Here is a 20,149-nt window from a genome sequence, read left to right on the forward strand (position 1 = left end):
CAATCTTTTTTTGTGAGTATTATACCGTAAGGTATAATTCGAAACAATTCTCTCAAAAATTCGTTCTTTGAAAACTGGATAATCGTATAGAAGAAACCAAGTAAAACCGAGTAATCGCCATTTTAGGTTTTAAACCATTTTAGGTTAAGTTAGAAAGGGCGCACGGTGAATGCCTTGGCACTAGGAGCCGATGAAGGACGGTACTAACACCGATATGCTTCGGGGAGCTGTAAGTAAGCTTTGATCCGGAGATTTCCGAATGGGGAAACCCGTTGCCCGTAATGGGGCAGCATCTTTACCTGAATACATAGGGTATTGAAGGCATACCCGGGGAACTGAAACATCTAAGTACCCGGAGGAAGAGAAAGCAAACGCGATTCCCTGAGTAGCGGCGAGCGAAACGGGAACAGCCCAAACCGAAAGGCTTGCCTTTCGGGGTTGTAGGACACTCAACATGGAGTTACAAAGGAACGGGGTAGATGAAGCGGTCTGGAAAGGCCAGCCATAGAAGGTAACAGCCCTGTAGTTGAAACTTCGTTCCCTCCTGAGTGGATCCTGAGTACGGCCGGACACGTGAAATCCGGTCGGAAGCAGGGAGGACCATCTCCCAAGGCTAAATACTCCCTAGTGACCGATAGTGAACCAGTACCGTGAGGGAAAGGTGAAAAGCACCCCGGAAGGGGAGTGAAAGAGATCCTGAAACCGTGTGCCTACAAGTAGTCAGAGCCCGTTTATGGGTGATGGCGTGCCTTTTGTAGAATGAACCGGCGAGTTACGATTGCATGCGAGGTTAAGTTGATGAGACGGAGCCGCAGCGAAAGCGAGTCTTAAGTAGGGCGAAATAGTATGCAGTCGTAGACCCGAAACCAGGTGATCTACCCATGTCCAGGGTGAAGTCCAGGTAACACTGGATGGAGGCCCGAACCGACGCACGTTGAAAAGTGCGCGGATGAGGTGTGGGTAGCGGAGAAATTCCAATCGAACTTGGAGATAGCTGGTTCTCTCCGAAATAGCTTTAGGGCTAGCCTCACGAAGTTAGAGTCTTGGAGGTAGAGCACTGTTTGGACTAGGGGCCCCCATCGGGTTACCGAATTCAGACAAACTCCGAATGCCAAAGACTTATCCGTGGGAGTCAGACTGCGAGTGATAAGATCCGTAGTCAAAAGGGAAACAGCCCAGACCACCAGCTAAGGTCCCAAAGTATACGTTAAGTGGAAAAGGATGTGGAGTTGCTTAGACAACCAGGATGTTGGCTTAGAAGCAGCCACCATTTAAAGAGTGCGTAATAGCTCACTGGTCGAGTGACTCTGCGCCGAAAATGTACCGGGGCTAAACGTATCACCGAAGCTGTGGATTGACATCTTCGATGTCAGTGGTAGGAGAGCGTTCTAAGGGCGTTGAAGCTAGACCGTAAGGACTGGTGGAGCGCTTAGAAGTGAGAATGCCGGTATGAGTAGCGAAAGATGAGTGAGAATCTCATCCACCGTATGCCTAAGGTTTCCTGAGGAAGGCTCGTCCGCTCAGGGTTAGTCGGGACCTAAGCCGAGGCCGAAAGGCGTAGGCGATGGACAACAGGTTGATATTCCTGTACCACCTCTTTATCGTTTGAGTGATGGGGGGACGCAGGAGGATAGGGTAAGCGCACTGCTGGTTATGTGCGTCTAAGCAGTTAGGCTGGTGAATAGGAAAATCCGTTCACCGTAAGGCTCAAGCTGTGACAGCGAGGGAAATAGAGTACCGAAGTTCCTGATTCCACACTGCCAAGAAAAGCCTCTAGCGAGATAAAAGGTGCCCGTACCGCAAACCGACACAGGTAGGCGAGGAGAGAATCCTAAGGTGAGCGAGAGAACTCTCGTTAAGGAACTCGGCAAAATGACCCCGTAACTTCGGGAGAAGGGGTGCTTACTGGGGTGAATAGCCTCGGTAAGCCGCAGTGAATAGGCCCAGGCGACTGTTTAGCAAAAACACAGGTCTCTGCGAAGCCGCAAGGCGAAGTATAGGGGCTGACGCCTGCCCGGTGCTGGAAGGTTAAGAGGAGGGGTTAGCTGCAAAGCGAAGCTCTGAATCGAAGCCCCAGTAAACGGCGGCCGTAACTATAACGGTCCTAAGGTAGCGAAATTCCTTGTCGGGTAAGTTCCGACCCGCACGAAAGGCGTAACGATCTGGGCACTGTCTCAACGAGAGACTCGGTGAAATTATAGTACCTGTGAAGATGCAGGTTACCCGCGACAGGACGGAAAGACCCCATGGAGCTTTACTGTAGCCTGATATTGAATTTTGGTACAGCTTGTACAGGATAGGTAGGAGCCTGAGAAGCCGGAGCGCCAGCTTCGGTGGAGGCGTCGGTGGGATACTACCCTGGCTGTATTGAAATTCTAACCCGCATCCCTTATCGGGATGGGAGACAGTGTCAGGTGGGCAGTTTGACTGGGGCGGTCGCCTCCTAAAGAGTAACGGAGGCGCCCAAAGGTTCCCTCAGAATGGTTGGAAATCATTCGCAGAGTGTAAAGGCACAAGGGAGCTTGACTGCGAGACCTACAAGTCGAGCAGGGACGAAAGTCGGGCTTAGTGATCCGGTGGTTCCGCATGGAAGGGCCATCGCTCAACGGATAAAAGCTACCCTGGGGATAACAGGCTTATCTCCCCCAAGAGTCCACATCGACGGGGAGGTTTGGCACCTCGATGTCGGCTCATCGCATCCTGGGGCTGTAGTCGGTCCCAAGGGTTGGGCTGTTCGCCCATTAAAGCGGTACGCGAGCTGGGTTCAGAACGTCGTGAGACAGTTCGGTCCCTATCCGTCGTGGGCGCAGGAAATTTGAGAGGAGCTGTCCTTAGTACGAGAGGACCGGGATGGACGCACCGCTGGTGTACCAGTTGTCTTGCCAAAGGCATCGCTGGGTAGCTATGTGCGGACGGGATAAGTGCTGAAAGCATCTAAGCATGAAGCCCCCCTCAAGATGAGATTTCCCATAGCGTCAAGCTAGTAAGATCCCTGAAAGATGATCAGGTTGATAGGTCAGGGGTGGAAGCACGGTGACGTGTGGAGCTGACTGATACTAATCGATCGAGGACTTAACCAAGTCATATTTAAAAATGCGAACTCGTTTTACAAAGGTTTCTTTGGTTATCCAGTTTTGAGGGAATGATGAAATATTAAAATTTCCTCTTGCAAAATATAAAAAAGACATTATAATAAATTAGTGTCGAATAGATGGTCTGGCAGCAATGGCGAGAAAGTCACACCCGTTCCCATACCGAACACGGAAGTTAAGCTTCTCAGCGCCGATGGTAGTTGGGGCGAAAGCCCCTGTGAGAGTAGGACGTTGCCAGGCTTTTAATATGGAGGATTAGCTCAGCTGGGAGAGCATCTGCCTTACAAGCAGAGGGTCGGCGGTTCGATCCCGTCATCCTCCACCATATTATGCCGGTTTAGCTCAATTGGTAGAGCAACTGACTTGTAATCAGTAGGTTGGGGGTTCAAGTCCTCTAGCCGGCACCACTTTTTTGAGCCATTAGCTCAGTCGGTAGAGCATCTGACTTTTAATCAGAGGGTCGAAGGTTCGAGTCCTTCATGGCTCACCATTTAAATGAAATATGCGGGTGTGGCGGAATTGGCAGACGCACCAGACTTAGGATCTGGCGCCGCAAGGCGTGGGGGTTCGACTCCCTTCACCCGCACCATTTGATTGTTATATGCGGAAGTAGTTCAGTGGTAGAACACCACCTTGCCAAGGTGGGGGTCGCGGGTTCGAATCCCGTCTTCCGCTCCATTAGTGCCGGGGTGGCGGAACTGGCAGACGCACAGGACTTAAAATCCTGCGGTAGGTGACTACCGTACCGGTTCGATTCCGGTCCTCGGCACCATTTAATAATGCGCCCGTAGCTCAATTGGATAGAGCGTCTGACTACGGATCAGAAGGTTATGGGTTCGACTCCTTTCGGGCGCGCCATATCGGGAAATAGCTCAGCTTGGTAGAGCACTTGGTTTGGGACCAAGGGGTCGCAGGTTCGAATCCTGTTTTCCCGACCATTAATATAAGATGGGGCCTTAGCTCAGCTGGGAGAGCGCCTGCTTTGCACGCAGGAGGTCAGCGGTTCGATCCCGCTAGGCTCCACCATAATTATGTACAATATTTTGGCGGTGTAGCTCAGCTGGCTAGAGCGTACGGTTCATACCCGTAAGGTCGGGGGTTCGATCCCCTCCGCCGCTACCAATATTAATTGGACCTTTAGCTCAGCTGGTTAGAGCAGACGGCTCATAACCGTCCGGTCGTAGGTTCGAGTCCTACAAGGTCCACCAGTAGTCTTATTATAGTACGGAGGAATACCCAAGTTCGGCTGAAGGGATCGGTCTTGAAAACCGACAGGCGGGTTAAACCGCGCGGGGGTTCGAATCCCTCTTCCTCCTCCATGTTACTTTTTAAGAGCATGGACAAACTAAATATTTTATTATCGCGGGGTGGAGCAGTCCGGTAGCTCGTCGGGCTCATAACCCGAAGGTCGCAGGTTCAAATCCTGCCCCCGCAATTCGGTCTGGTAGTTCAGTTGGTTAGAATGCCTGCCTGTCACGCAGGAGGTCGCGGGTTCGAGTCCCGTCCAGACCGCCACTTATGGCTCAGTAGCTCAGTCGGTAGAGCAAAGGACTGAAAATCCTTGTGTCGGCGGTTCGATTCCGTCCTGAGCCACCTTTAATATTATTTTTTAAAAATAGTATGGCGGTTGTGGTGAAGTGGTTAACACACCAGATTGTGGCTCTGGCATTCGTGGGTTCGATTCCCATCAATCGCCCTTTATTAAATTACTCTATTTGCGGGTGTAGTTTAGTGGTAAAACCACAGCCTTCCAAGCTGTTGTTGTGGGTTCGATTCCCATCACCCGCTCCAATCTATGGGCCTATAGCTCAGCTGGTTAGAGCGCACGCCTGATAAGCGTGAGGTCGATGGTTCAAGTCCATTTAGGCCCACCATTTTATATTATTCCGCAGTAGCTCAGTGGTAGAGCTATCGGCTGTTAACCGATCGGTCGTAGGTTCGAGTCCTACCTGCGGAGCCATATAGAGAAGTACCCAAGTGGCTCAAGGGGCTCCCCTGCTAAGGGAGTAGGTCGCGTAAGCGGCGCGAGGGTTCGAATCCCTTCTTCTCTGTTATTGGCCCCTTGGTCAAGCGGTTAAGACACCGCCCTTTCACGGCGGTAACACGGGTTCGAATCCCGTAGGGGTCATACAAAAAAGCTGATGACAATTAGTCATCAGCTTTTTTTGTCGTTTAAGAACAAAAGCAGCCAGTGGAAATGGAGATATGTCTCCAAACGACCGATAAGGTGAAATAAGAGTAACCAGGGTAAATAGAAATGGCTCCAAACGAACCAGAATGGGAATAAAAAGTAGCTATGGTAAATTGGGACGACTCCAAACTACCGAGGAGGTGAAAAGTCAGCAGCCAGGGTAAATAGGAGCAGTTCTAAACAATCGTGTCACAGGACTAGCAGAGAGCAAAAATATATCGAATTATGAAAGCCCTTCCACATAATAATCTCCAATCTCCCCCCAAAATTAGTATCACTGTAAAAATATCTGACATAATATTTGGCTTTTCGTAAGTACATCTTACATAAAAAGTTTGTTGTCTTTTGTCGCTTTGAGTTGTGAAAAATATCATATCTTATCGAAAAAGTTGAAAGTTTGTCGCAATATGAGTTCTGTTACGGACTCTTGTCAGAAAAGATAAAAAAGTATTTCGAGTATTATAATAACTTTCCACTTATAATTGAAACTTGTAAAACATATCTTCAATGGGAATGAGGAAAGTCATGATAGTAAATACATTATTTCCAACGGACTATCAATTGCATTTATTTCATGAGGGAAACTTATTTCAAAGTCATCACCTTTTTGGTGCCCATGTTTTTAAAGATTCCACTCAAACCCGGACACGTTTTTGTGTTTGGGCCCCGAACGCACTTGAAGTAAGGCTGGTCGGCGATTTTAATCATTGGAATGGTAAAGGGCATAAATTAAAAAAAGTGAATGATGAAGGAGTATGGGTTCTTGTCATTAATCAAGACCTGGAAGGATGTATTTATAAGTATGAGATACTCACGCAAACGAACGAAATACTCCTGAAGGCCGACCCGTTTGCCTTTTACTCCGAATTAAGACCCAATACGGCCTCCATTGTATATACATTGGATGAATTTCATTGGAATGACCAAGATTGGATGGAACGCAAGCTCAGGAAAAATTATCTATCGGAGCCTGCTGTCATTTATGAAGTCCACATCGGATCTTGGTTGAAAAAACAAGATGGGGAGTTTCTGACCTATCGGGAACTTGCTGCAGAACTAATTCCCTATGTAACCGAGCATGGATTTACCCATATTGAATTATTGCCGATTGTTGAGCATCCCCTTGACGATTCATGGGGATATCAAGGAACTGGCTATTTTTCCGTAACATCCAGGTACGGAACCCCAGATGACTTTCAATATTTTGTGGACGAATGTCATAAACATAAAGTAGGGGTCATCCTTGATTGGGTACCGGGTCATTTCTGCAAGGATGCGCATGGGCTCTATCAATTCGATGGTACGCACCTTTATTCCTATACCCATCATGGCGACAGAGAAAATTTGGTATGGGGGACAGCAAACTTTGACCTTGGAAAGGGAGAAGTGCAAAGCTTTCTCATATCAAACGCGATCTATTGGATGGATTATTTCCATGTTGACGGTTTTAGGATGGATGCTGTGGCCAATATCATCTACTGGCCTAACAGTAAGGGATTAAAGGAGAAAAATCCTTTCGGGATAGAATTTTTAAAAAAGCTGAACAAAGAGATCCATGACCACACCCCTTCTGTTTTAATGATTGGTGAGGATTCAACGGACTTTCCTAACGTGACTGGACCTGTCCAGTATGGGGGCTTGGGATTTGATTATAAATGGAATATGGGCTGGATGAACGATATTTTGGTGTATATGGAAACACCTCCCTATGCACGCCACTCTGTCCATTCAAAGGTTACTTTTTCACTTTTATATGCGTTTTCAGAAAATTTTATGCTCCCCTTTTCACATGATGAAGTCGTACACGGAAAGAAGTCACTGCTAGATAAGATGCCAGGGGATTACTGGGAAAAATTCGCCCAATATCGGCTCCTGCTGGGTTATATGTTCTCGCATCCAGGAAAAAAACTGTTATTCATGGGGTTTGAACTGGGGCAGTTTGCCGAATGGAAGGATAAAGAGCAACTGGATTGGGTCTTATTAGATTATGACATGCACCGTAAATTGAATGATTATGTGAAGGTTTTAATTAAGTTATATAAACGCTCCAAGGCATTATATGAATTGGATTATTTATGGGACGGTTTTGAATGGATTGATGTTGATAACAAAGAACAATCCATATTTTCATTTGTTCGTAAAGGGAAAAAAGATGAAGACAGTTTAATTGTTGTCTGTAATTTTACGGGAGTCAGCTACCCGGAATACAATATCGGTGTATCGCTCGCAGGCGAGTACAGGGAAATCTTTAATAGTGATAGCGAAGAATATGGGGGATCTGGAGTGGTGAACAAAAAAACGATTGCCTCTTTGGAGCAGCCATTTCACGGGAAACCATTTTCTATCAACGTAAGCATGGGACCATTCAGTTTTCTGTTATTAAGGCCTGTTAAAAAACGAAAGGAGAGGAAAGGGAATGGAAAAGAAAAAGTGCGTAGCCATGCTGTTGGCAGGGGGAAAAGGAAGTAGACTTAATATCTTGACCAGAGACCTTGCAAAACCGGCTGTTCCCTTTGGGGGCAAGTATAGGATCATTGACTTTACGTTAAGCAACTGTTCAAATTCAGGGCTTGATACGGTAGGAGTTTTGACACAATATCAGCCGCTTTTGTTAAATTCATATATTGGCATTGGCAGTACTTGGGATCTGGATCGTAAAAATGGCGGGGTTACTGTATTGCCTCCATATAGTGAGTCATCTGAAGTAAAGTGGTATACAGGGACTGCCAGTGCCATATACCAAAACCTGAACTATCTCAAGCAATATCAGCCTGACTACGTTCTCATACTCTCAGGAGATCATATATACAAGATGAATTATGAGACAATGCTGGAATACCACATTGAAAAAAAGGCAGATGTCACAATATCCCTCATAGAAGTTCCTTGGATGGAAGCGAGCCGATTCGGCATTATGAACACAAATGAAGAGATGAGAATCACAGAATTTGAGGAGAAACCCGCAAATCCGAAAAATAATTTGGCTTCCATGGGGATTTATATATTCAGCTGGAATATATTAAAGGAATATTTGGAAATGGATGCGAGAAACCCGGATTCAAGTCATGATTTTGGTAAAGACGTGATTCCATCATTATTGGATCAAAATAAAAAATTGTTTGCTTATCCGTTCAAGGGCTATTGGAAGGATGTTGGCACCGTACAAAGCCTATGGGAAGCCAATATGGATCTATTGAACGAAGATTGTGAATTGGACTTGTTTGACCCTTCTTGGAAAATTTATTCTGTCAATCCCAACCAGCCTCCACAATACATTTCACCAAATGCGATTGTATCGGAATCTCTAATCAATGAAGGATGTACGATTGACGGGGAAATTGACCATTCTGTCCTCTTTCAAGGGGTCGTTGTGGGAAAGGGTTCACTTATTAAAGATTCGGTCATTATGCCTGATTCCATAATTGGGAAAAATTGCTACATTGAAAAAGCGATTGTACCTTGTGATGTAACGATACCGGACGGGACGGTCGTACGTTCCCTTGATGATGAAATTATTTTAGTAACAAATGAATTGTTAAGCGAATTGCAACTGAAAGCATAGCAGCAGTATTAGAATTTTACAGTTGAAACAGGGGAAGAGGCCCTGACCAAATACAGGGGGAATCTGGAGATGAAAAGAAGGCTGTTGGGAATTATTGATGCTACAAGCTATCACGAGGATTTGGAGGAATTGTTAACACACCGGTCTTTGGCTGCACTGCCATTTTCCGGGCGGTACCGGGTAATTGACTTTGTTTTATCCAGTATGGTGAATTCAGGTATCAGAAGTGTTGCAATCTTCCCAAAAATGCAGTATCGGTCATTAATGGACCATTTGGGTTCAGGAAAAAATTGGGATTTGAACCGAAAACGAGATGGTTTATTCTTTTTTCCATCACCGATTGTGGATAACCATGAAAACCGAATCGGTTCATTCGACCTTTTTGCTGCCAATATGGATTACTTTTATCGCAGTACACAAGAGTATGCAATAATTTCCAACTGTTATACTATTTTTAATATGAATTTTAAACCGATTCTTGAATCGCACGTCCATTCTGGTTGTGACATTACAGAAGTCCACCATAAGGACGGCGGCTCGATGGAAATCTATTTAGTGAAAACCTCCTTTCTAACGGACCTTATTCAAAATAGAACTAATACAGGTTATTCGTGCATGAAGGATGTTGTCCGTGATCCTCAAAGTAATTATAAGATTTGCCATTATCTATATGAAGGCTATGCTGTCATGATTGATTCTATTGAAAATTACTTTCAAACAAGCATGAACCTGCTGCAGCCTGAAGTATGGAAAAAATTATTTTTAAAAGACCAGCCGATCTTAACAAAGGTCAAAGATGAGCCACCTACCAAGTATTTAAAGGGCTCATTCGTCAAGAACTCCATGGTTGCGAATGGCTGCCAGATTAGTGGCACGGTGGAAAACAGTATTATCGCTCGTGGGGTTAAAATTGGAAAAGGTACGGTTATCCGAAACAGTATCATCATGCAAAAGTGTGTGATCGAGGAAAATTGCCACTTGGATGGGGTTATTTTGGATAAAGATGTTAAGGTTGAAGCAGGATCTCATCTTTTCGGGACGGCCCAGTCACCGTTTGTTGTCCGAAAAGGGACGAAACAAGGAGCGTTGATGAATTCGTGAAGGTACTATTTGCAGTTTCAGAATGCCAGCCATTTGCAAAATCTGGGGGACTTGCCGATGTGGCAGGTTCTCTGCCAAAAGAACTGAATAAATTGGGTTCAGATGTAAGAGTAATTCTTCCGAAATACGGCACCATTGCGGAGGAATATAAAAATAAAATGGTAAAAGTGAAGGAATTCACAGTGCCGGTGGGCTGGAGAAATCAGTATTGCGGTATTGAGGAGCTCACCCATCAAGGGGTTACCTATTATTTTGTCGATAATGAATATTACTTTAAACGGAACCGTTTGTATGGCTTTTTTGATGACGGAGAGCGTTTTGCTTATTTCAATCGTGCAGTGCTTGAAACGATGGCGGTGCTGCAATTTTTCCCGGATGTGCTTCATTGCCATGATTGGCATACAGCGATGGTTCCTTATTTATTAAGGACCGAGTATTATAAACGAAACGGTTATGGTTCGATTCGGACAGTATTTACGATTCATAATCTCCAATTCCAGGGGATATTTCCAAAGGAAGTCATTAAAGATTTGTTAGGTTTGGACTGGCATGCCTATAACCAAGACCATTTGGAGTTCTTTGGGGCTATTAATTTCATGAAGGGAGGATTGGTGGCTGCAGACAGGATTACAACAGTCAGCCCCACCTATAAACAGGAAATTCAAACGGCGGAATATGGAGAGAAATTGGATGGTTTACTGCGGGAACGGGATGATGAACTGATTGGTATTATTAATGGGATTGATGAGGACTTTTATAATCCTGAGGATGACCCATTTATTTATCAGGGGTTCTCTTATCGAAAGCCAGAAAATAAACTGATTAATAAACGGGAGATACAAAAATTCACGGGATTGAAAACAAGCGCAAATGTTCCGTTAATGGTGATGATTTCCCGCTTAACAAGGCAAAAGGGGCTGGATCTTGTGAAATGTGTGCTCCGTGATATCCTCCAAGAGGATATTCAGGTGATCATTTTAGGGACCGGCGATTATGAATTTGAGGAATATTTAAGGCAGGCCGCCAGAATTTATCCGGAAAAATTAAAGGTGTTTACCGAGTTTGATGAAGAATTTGCCCATAAATTATATGCGGCGGCTGACTTGTTCTTAATGCCTTCCTTGTTTGAACCATGCGGACTGGGGCAGTTGATTGCTATGAGGTATGGGGCCATTCCGATTGTCCGTGAAACAGGTGGGTTAAACGATACGGTAAAATCCTATAACGAGTTTACCTCAGAAGGAAACGGCTTCTCATTCCGTAATTTTAATGCCCACGACATGCTTTATACGATTAGGAGAGCGATTGGCTTCTATCAAAATAAACAGGTGTGGAATTCCATTGTAAAGCAGGCAATGGAGAAGGATTACAGCTGGACCAATTCCGCCTTCAGCTATAATCAGCTTTATGCCGAACTGATTTCTAGGAGTGAAACGCATGTTTTCTAAGGAGAATTTTAAGGCCGCGTTTTTGCACCGGCTTGAAATGCTGTGTGGGAAAAGTTTTTCAGAAAGCACTATGATTGATCATTATCAGACATTGGGTCATATGATTCGGGAATACGTAAGCGATGATTGGATCACGACCAATGAACAATACATGGCAACGAAGGGGAAACAAGTATATTATCTATCTATTGAATACTTGCTCGGAAAGCTTCTGCGCCAAAACCTCATCAATCTTGGTGTCGAAGAGACGGTAGAGGAAGGCCTAAGTGAACTGGGAATTGATTTGGCTGAACTGGAAGAATTAGAACCGGATGCAGGATTAGGTAATGGCGGCTTAGGCAGACTGGCCGCCTGCTTTTTGGATTCCCTTGCGTCACTCCATCTTCCTGGACATGGCCAAGGGATACGCTATAAGCATGGATTATTCGAGCAGAAGATTGTCAACGGCTATCAAGTGGAGTTACCGGAGCAGTGGCTAAGGAGCGGAAATGTATGGGAAATCCGTAAACTAGACTTAGCCGTCAGCGTGCCGTTTTGGGGAAAAGTCGATTCAAAAACTGAAGATGGCCGGTTAAGTTTTCAACATTTAAATGCGGAGACAGTTACAGCGGTTCCATATGACATGCCGGTAGTTGGATATGAGTCCAAAACTGTTAATACTCTCCGTCTTTGGAACGCGGAGCCTGCCCAATTCCCATTTCATAAAGATATTTTGAAATATAAACGGGAAACAGAGGCTATTTCGGAATTCCTCTACCCGGATGATACCCATGATGAAGGAAAAATCCTACGGCTAAAGCAACAATATTTTTTGGTGTCTGCAAGTTTACAATCAATAATAAGAGCACATAAAAAGCAATATGGCAGCCTAGATAAGCTGGATGAGTATGTGTGTATTCATATAAATGATACCCACCCGGTTCTCGCTATTCCTGAATTAATGAGGATTTTGATGGACAATGAAGGCTTTGGCTGGGATGAGGCTTGGAAAATCACGCGAAATACCATTTCCTATACCAACCATACGACTTTATCCGAGGCGTTAGAAAAGTGGCCAGTGCGGTTATTTCAGCCGCTGCTGCCGAGAATCTATATGATTGTCGAGGAAATTAATGAACGCTTTTGCCGCCAGTTATGGGAGAAAACCCCTGGGGATTGGGAGCGAATTGCTAATCTAGCGATCATTGCAGATGGCTTTGTGAAGATGGCCCATTTAGCCATTGTGGGTAGCTTCAGTGTGAATGGGGTAGCTAGGCTGCATACGGAGATATTGAAAGAAAGGGAAATGAGACCATTTTTCCAGCTGTTTCCTGAAAAGTTTAACAATAAGACTAACGGAATCGCCCATCGGCGGTGGCTCCTTAAGTCCAATCCCAAATTATCAGCACTGATAACCGATGCGATTGGTCCATCGTGGGCACATACAGGGACTGAGTTGGCAGGGCTTCTGAAATATGAAAATGACAATTCGTTCCTTGAGCAGTTAGGCAAGATCAAACAAGCTAATAAACAGTCGCTGGCAAACATCATCTATAAGCAAACCGGGATAAGGGTGAGCACGGAAGCTATTTTTGATGTACAGGTGAAAAGGCTGCATGCCTATAAAAGGCAACTTTTAAACGTTCTACATATTATGCACCTCTACAACAGGATTAAGGAGGACTCCAGTTTTCACCTGACTCCTAGAGTTTTTATTTTTGGGGCCAAAGCATCACCTGGGTATTATTACGCTAAGAAAATTATTAAATTAATTAATTCGGTTGCGGATATGGTTAATAACGACCCAAAAGTGGGGGATCAATTGAAAGTGATCTTTTTGGAAAATTATCGTGTTTCTTTAGCCGAAAAGATTTTCCCCGCTGCTGATGTCAGTGAACAAATATCCACTGCCAGTAAAGAAGCCTCCGGAACGGGCAATATGAAATTTATGATTAACGGTGCGTTAACCATTGGGACGATGGATGGGGCGAATGTGGAAATCCATGAGATGGTAGGAGATGACAACATCTTTATTTTTGGCTTGACAGCAGAGGAAGTACTCCATTATTACCGGCATGGAGGATATGAATCTGTCGGCTATTATCATCATGACCAACGGATTCAACATGTGATAGACCAGCTGGTAAACGGATTTTTTCCGGGTATCCAAAATGAATATGAACCCATTGTCGATTCTTTGCTTGAGGAAAATGATCAATACTTTGTGTTAAAGGATTTTGCTTCTTATACCAATACCCAGCAAAAGATCGGCAGCTGTTACTTGGACCAGATAAACTGGCAAAGGAAAAGCCTTATTAATATTGCCCATGCAGGTTATTTTTCCAGTGACCGTACCATTAAAGAATATGCATCGGATATTTGGGGAATCCATCCTCTGTTGTAACATGAAAAAAGCTTCTGCCGGGCAGAAGCTTTTTTTGTAATTCTATAATAAGATTCCGGCAAAAATGCCGACAGCGAGCAGAAATCCAAAAATCGTATTTGTTTGTGCCGTTGCCTTCATGGCAGGGGCCATTTGAACCGGGATTTTCCCTACCTTAAATCCTTTTATCGCCTTTATTGGCTTTGAAACACTTAGTAAGACTAAGGCAGACCAAATTGGTGCCACACCACTGAAGATGAGAGCGAATACCCAAATATAGGAAAAGAGAAACATGCCGGCCAATAAATAAATGGCGCCGTTTTTCCCCAATAATATGGCTAAGGTTTTACGTCCGTATTCCTTATCACCCTCAAGGTCGCGGATATTATTGGATAACAATATGGCACCGACTAAAATAAAAATAGGTACGGATACAAGCACACTGGCCGTATCAACTGTTCCGGTCTGAATAAACAAGGAAATTAAAATAATCAGCATCCCCATAAAGAAACCCGCAAATATTTCCCCAAAAGGGGTAGAAGATATTGGAATGGGCCCCCCAGTATATAAATAGCCGACCGCCATGCCAATTAAGCCAACTAACGCAAGCCACCAACTGCTGTTTGCGCAGATATAAACTCCTAATAATAGGGCTACCCCATAAAGACTTAACGCCAGTTGCATAACCGTTTTTGGCCGGATGCCGTCCCGGACAATGGAACCGCCAATACCAACTGAATGCTCCGTATCAAGGCCTCGTTTATAATCATAATACTCATTAAACATATTCGTGGCTGCTTGGATGATTAAGCAGGCGATTAACATGGCTAGGAACAAACCAAGATGAAACTCTCCTCGCTCAAGACCAAGGGCAGTACCGAGCAATACGGGTACAAATGCAGCGGTTAATGTATGAGGACGGGTCATTTGCCACCAGACTTGAAAGCCTTTATTTGATTCCACAACCGTTTTTGAATTGTGCGGTAAATTTGGCTGCATCGATAATCTCCTCCCTTAAAAAATCTATTTTAATATATAAGAAGTAATAAATGACTGTTTCCAAAACTAAGTGTATGGAATCGATGGGGTGGTGTCAATCTATTTTTACTTTCAAATTTAGCAGATAATGCCGTATCGGTTAATAACAAAATTTTCGTGGGAAAATGAATATAATGAGTATAAGGGAATTTTGTTTGGAAAAAAACGGTACGTCTTCTCTTGAGGGACTTAAAAACCAGGCCAAGCCCTTTCGTAAGCTTTAACTTAGACGTATGTTCGCATTTTGCCATATAATAAGGAAAGAATCGGGATAGGTAGTGACAAGGTTTATTGACTTCTTTACAATTGGAGTAGTATCTTTAATGGGGCGGAAAAGAGACATACACAAAATTATTCGATCATAATTTATGATAGGTAAAGAAAACTAGCCGATTAGCAAGCCCTAAAAGGGCGAAGGCAAAGGCGTAGTTGCACTTATGCCTGATAGGAAAGTTTTATCTCTTTCCTATCGGTAAAAGGGTTTACAGGAATGGATTGCAGCTATTTTTGGCTGTTTTGGAGGGATCAGTTTGGTTACCATTCAAGAAACAGAAATAATGGAAAAGGGGCTGAAAGCCATTAACCGTGCCAAATTTCTGGGGCGGGAAATCCTGGTCAGCGAAGTCTGCGAATTAGATCAGATAAACCCTTTATCCTTTTTTAGTATAGGAAGACAAAATTATGTAGGGGAAAGATTTTTTTGGAAAGATCCTAGTGATGAAATCTTTTTGGCCGGGATCGGCATTGCGCAGCAAATCCAGTCGGATGAAACGAGGGAACGTTTTTTACAGGTAGAGAATGCTTGGGAACACTTGCTTCAGGAAAGTTTCGTGGTAAATCCATATCCGGAAATAGGGACTGGACCTGTTATTTTCGGAGGGTTTTCTTTTGACCCTTTAAAACAAAAAACACCTCTATGGTCTAAATTTAACGATTCTACGTTTTATTTGCCGAAGTTTTTACTTAGCTTTATTAAGGGCAAGACCTATTTAACCACAAACGTTGTGTGTACCCCTCAGGACAATAAGCATTTATTTCAAAAAATCCTGGATGAACGAAATGAATTGCTGACTGCATTTTATCAGCCTTTGGTAAGTGAACTGCCAAGGATGACAGACAAAAAGGAAATCTTATCGGAAAGTTGGAGGCAAACCGTTGATAAAATCGTAAATGAATTAAGGAACGGGCCATTGAAAAAAGTGGTGCTGGCACGAGAATTACGATTAATATTCCAAAAACCTATCGAAGCCGAGGGAATCCTGCAAAATTTGGATGAACAGCAGCACGAGAGTTTTATTTTTGCGTTAGAGTCGAATGGAGATTGTTTTATTGGCGCATCACCGGAGCGGCTTGTAAAAAAACAGGGAAATGAGATATTTTCCACCTGCTTAGCCGGTTCCATTCGCCGTGGAGACACAGATGATGAGGACAGGCTGTTGGGCGACGAATTGCTGAAAGACCAAAAGAATCTCCTGGAGCATCAATATGTGGTACAAATGATTAAGGAAGCATTAGAGGAAGCGTGTGATGAGATTATCCTTCCTTCGGAGCCGCAGTTGATGAAAATAAGGGATATCCAGCACCTGTACACCCCTGTTATTGGAAAGTGCCGGCCGGATACATCCTTACTGTTATTGGTAGGAAAACTCCATCCCACTCCGGCTCTCGGGGGCCTGCCCAAAAAACAAGCGGTTGAAAAAATCCGCGAGGTGGAGGAATTGGACCGTGGCCTTTACGGAGGTCCAATCGGCTGGCTAGATTACCAAGGCAACGGTGAGTTTGCGGTAGCCATTCGCTCTGGATTAATTCAGGGGAATGAAGCATCCCTTTTCGCCGGCTGTGGAGTGGTGGCTGATTCCAATTCTGAAAGCGAATATTTGGAAACCGGCATAAAATTTAGACCAATGCTTAGGGCATTAGGGGGGAACTAATGTGACTCATCAACAATCGTTAACTGCCTATCTTGGCGCTTTTTCAGCTGAACTTGTTCACTCTGGTATTAAAGATGTGGTGATTAGTCCAGGGTCGAGGTCGACACCAATGGCAATGGTCTTTGCCCAACATCCCGATTTAAACATTCATATTCATGTGGATGAACGATCATCTGCCTTTTTTGCTTTGGGTATAGCCAAAGCATCCAACCGTCCTGTTGCTCTCCTATGTACATCAGGAACGGCATCGGCAAATTATTATCCAGCCATTATTGAAGCCAAGTATTCACGGGTACCGTTAATTGTGCTGACGGCTGACCGCCCCCATGAACTCCGTGAGGTTGGGGCACCCCAAGCCATTAATCAGATTGAGCTGTACGGCAAGAATGTGAAATGGTTTGCCGAGATGGCGCTGCCAGAGGAAAATAATGAAATCATCCGGTATGTGAGAACGGTCTGTTCGAGGGCTGTTGCTGTCGCTTCCCAAGCCCCAGCAGGTCCTGTGCACTTGAACTTTCCGTTTCGCGAGCCGCTGATTCCAAAAATGGATGAAAATCTTTTTCACCTTCAAGAGCGTCCGCAAGGCTATGTGAAGACCCGCAATGGGGAATTGACCATAAGTGATGCGGACTTCAAAGAAATAGCTGATCAACTCCAAGGGAAGAGAAAAGGCATTATTGTTTGCGGTACAATAGTTGACCATGAATTTGCTCATGCGATAACAAAGTTATCTAAAGTGTTAAAGTTTCCAATCATTGCCGACCCGTTGTCCCAGCTGCGGAGCGGAAACCATGATCAAAATAACATTATTGACACGTATGATACTTTTTTACGTAATCCTGATGCAAAAGCGTTCCTGAAGCCGGATGTCATTTTAAGATTTGGCGCAATGCCGATATCTAAGGCATTGACCATATTCATCAAAGAAAATCCAGAAGCGGAACAGTATGTGGTGGATGGCGCGGGTGGATGGAGAGACCCTGCTCTACTATCTACGGATATGATCTTTTGTAATGAAACATTATTCTGTAAAAAAATCTTGGACTATGCCGGAATCAAGGATGATACAGAATATTTACTGAAATGGAAAAAGCTAAACGAACTGGTGAAGCAAGGAATGACTCAAATGAGGGATATTACTGATTTGAGCGAGGCCAAGCTATTTTATCAATTAGCCGATATGATTCCTGATGAAGCCGCCCTTTTTGTTGGAAATAGTATGCCAATCCGTGATTTGGATAGCTTTTTTCTTAATAATCCCAAATCGATAAAGGTGTTTGCCAACAGGGGAGCCAATGGAATTGATGGAACGATTTCAACGGCAATTGGATCAGCTATTTATTGTAGAAAAATGTATTTGGTCCTCGGGGATTTGACGTTTTTTCACGATTTAACCGGACTCCATATCGCCAAGCGGTATGGAATTGATATTAACATCATTTTAATCAACAACAATGGCGGCGGAATCTTTTCTTTCCTTCCACAATCGGAACACCCGGAGCACTTTGAACTTTTGTTTGGTACTCCACTTGATATTGAATTTAGTCATGCGGTTAAAATGGTCAATGGTTATTATGCCAAGATTCAAGATTGGGATCATTTCAGGACGGAAATGGCTCAATCACAAGATTCCCATGGAATAAAAGTGTTTGAAGTCGTTACTAACAGGGAAAAGAATCGGGAAGAGCACCGCGAATTTTGGAATACGGTTTCCCAGGAAATATCGAATTTTGTCAATGGAGACCCTTCATGATTGTTCCGATTCAAGACATTACCTATCATATGGAGGTCTGTGGCAAGGGTTCACCATTGGTCATGCTGCATGGGTTTACAGGCGATTCATCGACATGGACTCCATATTGCGACAGTTTGGGAAAGAGTCATCAATTAATGATCCCTGACATTATCGGACATGGGAAGACAAAGGCCCCTTGCGGCATAGAACATTATCATATTGAAGAGGCTGCCTATCAACTAAACTTGCTTCTTGACCAAATGGATATTGATAAGGCCGATTTAATCGGTTACTCGATGGGCGGGAGGCTCGCCCTCACCTTTGCCATATTATATCCTGAGAGAACAGGAAAGTTGGTTTTAGAAAGTGCCTCTCCCGGCCTAAAAACAGAAGAGGACAGAGAACTAAGGCGCAATAATGATGCAGGATTGGCTAAGCTTATAATGGAACAAGGAATAGAGGCATTTGTTAACTACTGGGAAAAAACACCTCTATTTCATTCGATGGAACAACTCCCTGTTGAGACCAAACTAAAGATAAGGGAACAACGGTTAAGGAATTCCGCTGAAGGATTGTCCCATAGTCTGCTTGGAATGGGAACCGGGTCACAGCCTTCCTGGTGGAATCAGTTGCAGGATATGACTTGTGAAGTGCTGCTGCTGACAGGGGAGAAGGATGTTAAGTTTTGCCGGATTGCTGAACAAATGCTTAAAGAATTAAAAAATGGCAAATGGATTACCATAGAACAAGCTGGTCATGCAATTCATGTGGAAGAAGCAGAAATATTTGGTACAATAATAAGGGACTTCTTGTCCAATAAACTTTAAGGAGGTAATTCATTTGGCAGTAGAATGGATTCCAGGACGTAAATATGATGAAATCCTATATGAAACTTATAATGGGATTGCCAAAATTACGATTAACCGTCCGCATGTACATAATGCCTTTACCCCAAAAACGGTGATGGAATTAATCGATGCGTTTTCCTATGCACGGGATGACTCCGATATTGGTGTGATCGTTTTAACTGGTGCTGGAGATAAAGCTTTTTGTTCCGGTGGCGACCAGAAAGTTCGCGGTCATGGCGGTTATGTCGGAGAGGACCAAATTCCTCGCCTAAATGTACTTGACTTGCAACGACTCATTCGTGTTATTCCAAAACCTGTCGTGGCAATGGTAAAAGGATATGCCATTGGCGGCGGACATGTCTTGCATGTGGTTTGCGATTTAACCATCGCCGCAGATAATGCTGTTTTTGGCCAGACCGGACCAAAAGTAGGCAGCTTTGATGCAGGTTATGGTTCTGGCTATTTAGCAAGAATTGTCGGTCATAAAAAAGCTCGGGAAATTTGGTATTTATGCCGTCAATATAATGCGCAGGAAGCACTTGATATGGGCTTGGTCAATACGGTTGTTCCATTGGAGCAAGTAGAAGATGAAACCATTCAATGGTGTGAAGAAATGCTGGAAAAAAGCCCAACGGCTCTTCGCTTCTTAAAGGCAGCGTTCAATGCGGATACAGACGGTCTAGCCGGAATTCAACAATTTGCCGGAGATGCGACCTTGCTTTACTACACAACGGATGAGGCAAAAGAAGGCCGCGATGCCTTCAAAGAAAAACGCAAGCCGGATTTCGGCCAATTCCCTCGTTTTCCTTGATTTACAGTTACTACAGCTTGATGGAACCCA

10 protein-coding genes, 21 tRNA genes and 2 rRNA genes are annotated in these 20,149 nt (G+C 44.2%); 32 read left to right on the forward strand and 1 reads right to left on the reverse strand.

Annotated elements, in window-relative coordinates; translation table 11 throughout:
* Positions 1 to 142: 142 nt before the first annotated feature.
* The 28 genes from ACY8D0_RS14590 to ACY8D0_RS14725 all read left to right on the forward strand — a co-directional run bounded on the left by ACY8D0_RS14590 (position 143) and on the right by ACY8D0_RS14725 (position 13,777).
* A 23S ribosomal RNA gene (locus ACY8D0_RS14590) occupies positions 143 to 3,080 on the forward strand.
* Positions 3,081 to 3,215: 135 nt separating this feature from the next.
* Positions 3,216 to 3,332, forward strand: a 5S ribosomal RNA gene (rrf, locus tag ACY8D0_RS14595).
* 9 nt (positions 3,333 to 3,341) lie between these two features.
* Positions 3,342 to 3,417, forward strand: a tRNA-Val gene (locus ACY8D0_RS14600).
* Between the two features lie 6 nt (positions 3,418 to 3,423).
* Positions 3,424 to 3,499: transfer RNA gene (locus ACY8D0_RS14605), tRNA-Thr, on the forward strand.
* 7 nt (positions 3,500 to 3,506) lie between these two features.
* Positions 3,507 to 3,582: transfer RNA gene (locus ACY8D0_RS14610), tRNA-Lys, on the forward strand.
* A 14-nt stretch (positions 3,583 to 3,596) separates the two neighbouring features.
* A tRNA-Leu gene (locus ACY8D0_RS14615) sits at positions 3,597 to 3,681 on the forward strand.
* Between the two features lie 14 nt (positions 3,682 to 3,695).
* Positions 3,696 to 3,770, forward strand: a tRNA-Gly gene (locus ACY8D0_RS14620).
* Between the two features lie 5 nt (positions 3,771 to 3,775).
* Positions 3,776 to 3,864: transfer RNA gene (locus ACY8D0_RS14625), tRNA-Leu, on the forward strand.
* A 9-nt stretch (positions 3,865 to 3,873) separates the two neighbouring features.
* Positions 3,874 to 3,950, forward strand: a tRNA-Arg gene (locus tag ACY8D0_RS14630).
* A 3-nt stretch (positions 3,951 to 3,953) separates the two neighbouring features.
* Positions 3,954 to 4,030, forward strand: a tRNA-Pro gene (locus ACY8D0_RS14635).
* 12 nt (positions 4,031 to 4,042) lie between these two features.
* Positions 4,043 to 4,118, forward strand: a tRNA-Ala gene (locus ACY8D0_RS14640).
* A 19-nt stretch (positions 4,119 to 4,137) separates the two neighbouring features.
* Positions 4,138 to 4,214 (forward strand) — tRNA-Met (locus ACY8D0_RS14645).
* Between the two features lie 9 nt (positions 4,215 to 4,223).
* Positions 4,224 to 4,300: transfer RNA gene (locus tag ACY8D0_RS14650), tRNA-Ile, on the forward strand.
* Between the two features lie 18 nt (positions 4,301 to 4,318).
* Positions 4,319 to 4,411, forward strand: a tRNA-Ser gene (locus ACY8D0_RS14655).
* A gap of 42 nt (positions 4,412 to 4,453) precedes the next feature.
* Positions 4,454 to 4,527: transfer RNA gene (locus tag ACY8D0_RS14660), tRNA-Met, on the forward strand.
* A 3-nt stretch (positions 4,528 to 4,530) separates the two neighbouring features.
* Positions 4,531 to 4,607 (forward strand) — tRNA-Asp (locus ACY8D0_RS14665).
* Between the two features lie 5 nt (positions 4,608 to 4,612).
* A tRNA-Phe gene (locus tag ACY8D0_RS14670) sits at positions 4,613 to 4,685 on the forward strand.
* 30 nt (positions 4,686 to 4,715) lie between these two features.
* Positions 4,716 to 4,788, forward strand: a tRNA-His gene (locus ACY8D0_RS14675).
* Positions 4,789 to 4,809: 21 nt separating this feature from the next.
* Positions 4,810 to 4,883 (forward strand) — tRNA-Gly (locus ACY8D0_RS14680).
* Positions 4,884 to 4,889: 6 nt separating this feature from the next.
* Positions 4,890 to 4,966 (forward strand) — tRNA-Ile (locus ACY8D0_RS14685).
* Positions 4,967 to 4,977: 11 nt separating this feature from the next.
* Positions 4,978 to 5,052, forward strand: a tRNA-Asn gene (locus ACY8D0_RS14690).
* 3 nt (positions 5,053 to 5,055) lie between these two features.
* Positions 5,056 to 5,143 (forward strand) — tRNA-Ser (locus ACY8D0_RS14695).
* Between the two features lie 5 nt (positions 5,144 to 5,148).
* Positions 5,149 to 5,220, forward strand: a tRNA-Glu gene (locus ACY8D0_RS14700).
* 588 nt (positions 5,221 to 5,808) lie between these two features.
* Positions 5,809 to 7,752, forward strand: coding sequence for a 1,4-alpha-glucan branching protein GlgB (glgB, locus tag ACY8D0_RS14705; RefSeq protein WP_462411219.1), 1,944 nt, complete (start codon positions 5,809 to 5,811; stop codon positions 7,750 to 7,752).
* Positions 7,700 to 8,845 (forward strand): glucose-1-phosphate adenylyltransferase, encoded by a 1,146-nt coding sequence (locus ACY8D0_RS14710; RefSeq protein WP_462411220.1) that lies wholly within the window; start codon positions 7,700 to 7,702, stop codon positions 8,843 to 8,845. The genes glgB and ACY8D0_RS14710 overlap by 53 nt, the downstream gene beginning before the upstream one ends.
* 69 nt (positions 8,846 to 8,914) lie before the next feature.
* Entirely contained in the window at positions 8,915 to 9,946 is a 1,032-nt protein-coding gene (locus ACY8D0_RS14715) for a GlgC family sugar phosphate nucleotidyltransferase (protein ID WP_462411221.1), read from the forward strand.
* Positions 9,943 to 11,394, forward strand: a complete 1,452-nt coding sequence (glgA, locus tag ACY8D0_RS14720; protein WP_462411222.1) for a glycogen synthase GlgA — start codon at positions 9,943 to 9,945, stop codon at positions 11,392 to 11,394. Before ACY8D0_RS14715 ends, glgA begins: the two co-directional genes overlap by 4 nt.
* A complete protein-coding gene (locus ACY8D0_RS14725; protein ID WP_462411223.1) occupies positions 11,384 to 13,777 on the forward strand; it encodes a glycogen/starch/alpha-glucan phosphorylase in 2,394 nt (797 codons plus the stop codon). The genes glgA and ACY8D0_RS14725 overlap by 11 nt, the downstream gene beginning before the upstream one ends.
* Positions 13,778 to 13,819: 42 nt before the next feature.
* On the opposite strand, the gene ACY8D0_RS14730 is transcribed toward ACY8D0_RS14725, so the two are convergent.
* Complete coding sequence (locus ACY8D0_RS14730) at positions 13,820 to 14,755, reverse strand: 1,4-dihydroxy-2-naphthoate polyprenyltransferase (RefSeq protein ID WP_462411224.1); 936 nt, start codon at positions 14,753 to 14,755, stop codon at positions 13,820 to 13,822.
* A gap of 569 nt (positions 14,756 to 15,324) precedes the next feature.
* Here ACY8D0_RS14730 and ACY8D0_RS14735 point away from each other — a divergent pair.
* The 4 genes from ACY8D0_RS14735 to menB are packed head-to-tail and all read left to right on the forward strand — an operon-like array spanning position 15,325 to position 20,119.
* Entirely contained in the window at positions 15,325 to 16,725 is a 1,401-nt protein-coding gene (locus tag ACY8D0_RS14735) for an isochorismate synthase (protein ID WP_462411225.1), read from the forward strand.
* Between the two features lies 1 nt (position 16,726).
* Positions 16,727 to 18,478: a 2-succinyl-5-enolpyruvyl-6-hydroxy-3-cyclohexene-1-carboxylic-acid synthase gene (menD, locus tag ACY8D0_RS14740; RefSeq protein WP_462411226.1), complete on the forward strand. Its 1,752-nt coding sequence runs from the start codon at positions 16,727 to 16,729 to the stop codon at positions 18,476 to 18,478.
* The gene (gene menH / locus ACY8D0_RS14745; protein WP_462411227.1) at positions 18,475 to 19,287 is read left to right on the forward strand and encodes a 2-succinyl-6-hydroxy-2,4-cyclohexadiene-1-carboxylate synthase; all 813 of its coding nucleotides are present in this window, start codon (positions 18,475 to 18,477) and stop codon (positions 19,285 to 19,287) included. The genes menD and menH overlap by 4 nt, the downstream gene beginning before the upstream one ends.
* 13 nt (positions 19,288 to 19,300) lie before the next feature.
* Entirely contained in the window at positions 19,301 to 20,119 is an 819-nt protein-coding gene (menB, locus tag ACY8D0_RS14750) for a 1,4-dihydroxy-2-naphthoyl-CoA synthase (RefSeq protein WP_462411228.1), read from the forward strand.
* Positions 20,120 to 20,149: the final 30 nt, after the last annotated feature.

Source organism: Neobacillus camarae (assembly GCF_054950115.1).

Excerpts from the sequence above, each read along its gene's own strand:
- ACY8D0_RS14715 (WP_462411221.1), top strand. The coding sequence starts at position 8,915 with ATGAAAAGAAGGCTGTTGGGAATTATTGATGCTACAAGCTATCACGAG.
- glgB (WP_462411219.1), top strand. The coding sequence starts at position 5,809 with ATGATAGTAAATACATTATTTCCAACGGACTATCAATTGCATTTATTT.
- ACY8D0_RS14710 (WP_462411220.1), top strand. The coding sequence starts at position 7,700 with ATGGAAAAGAAAAAGTGCGTAGCCATGCTGTTGGCAGGGGGAAAAGGA.
- ACY8D0_RS14725 (WP_462411223.1), top strand. The coding sequence starts at position 11,384 with ATGTTTTCTAAGGAGAATTTTAAGGCCGCGTTTTTGCACCGGCTTGAA.
- menH (WP_462411227.1), top strand. The coding sequence starts at position 18,475 with ATGATTGTTCCGATTCAAGACATTACCTATCATATGGAGGTCTGTGGC.
- ACY8D0_RS14730 (WP_462411224.1), bottom strand. The coding sequence starts at position 14,755 with ATGCAGCCAAATTTACCGCACAATTCAAAAACGGTTGTGGAATCAAAT.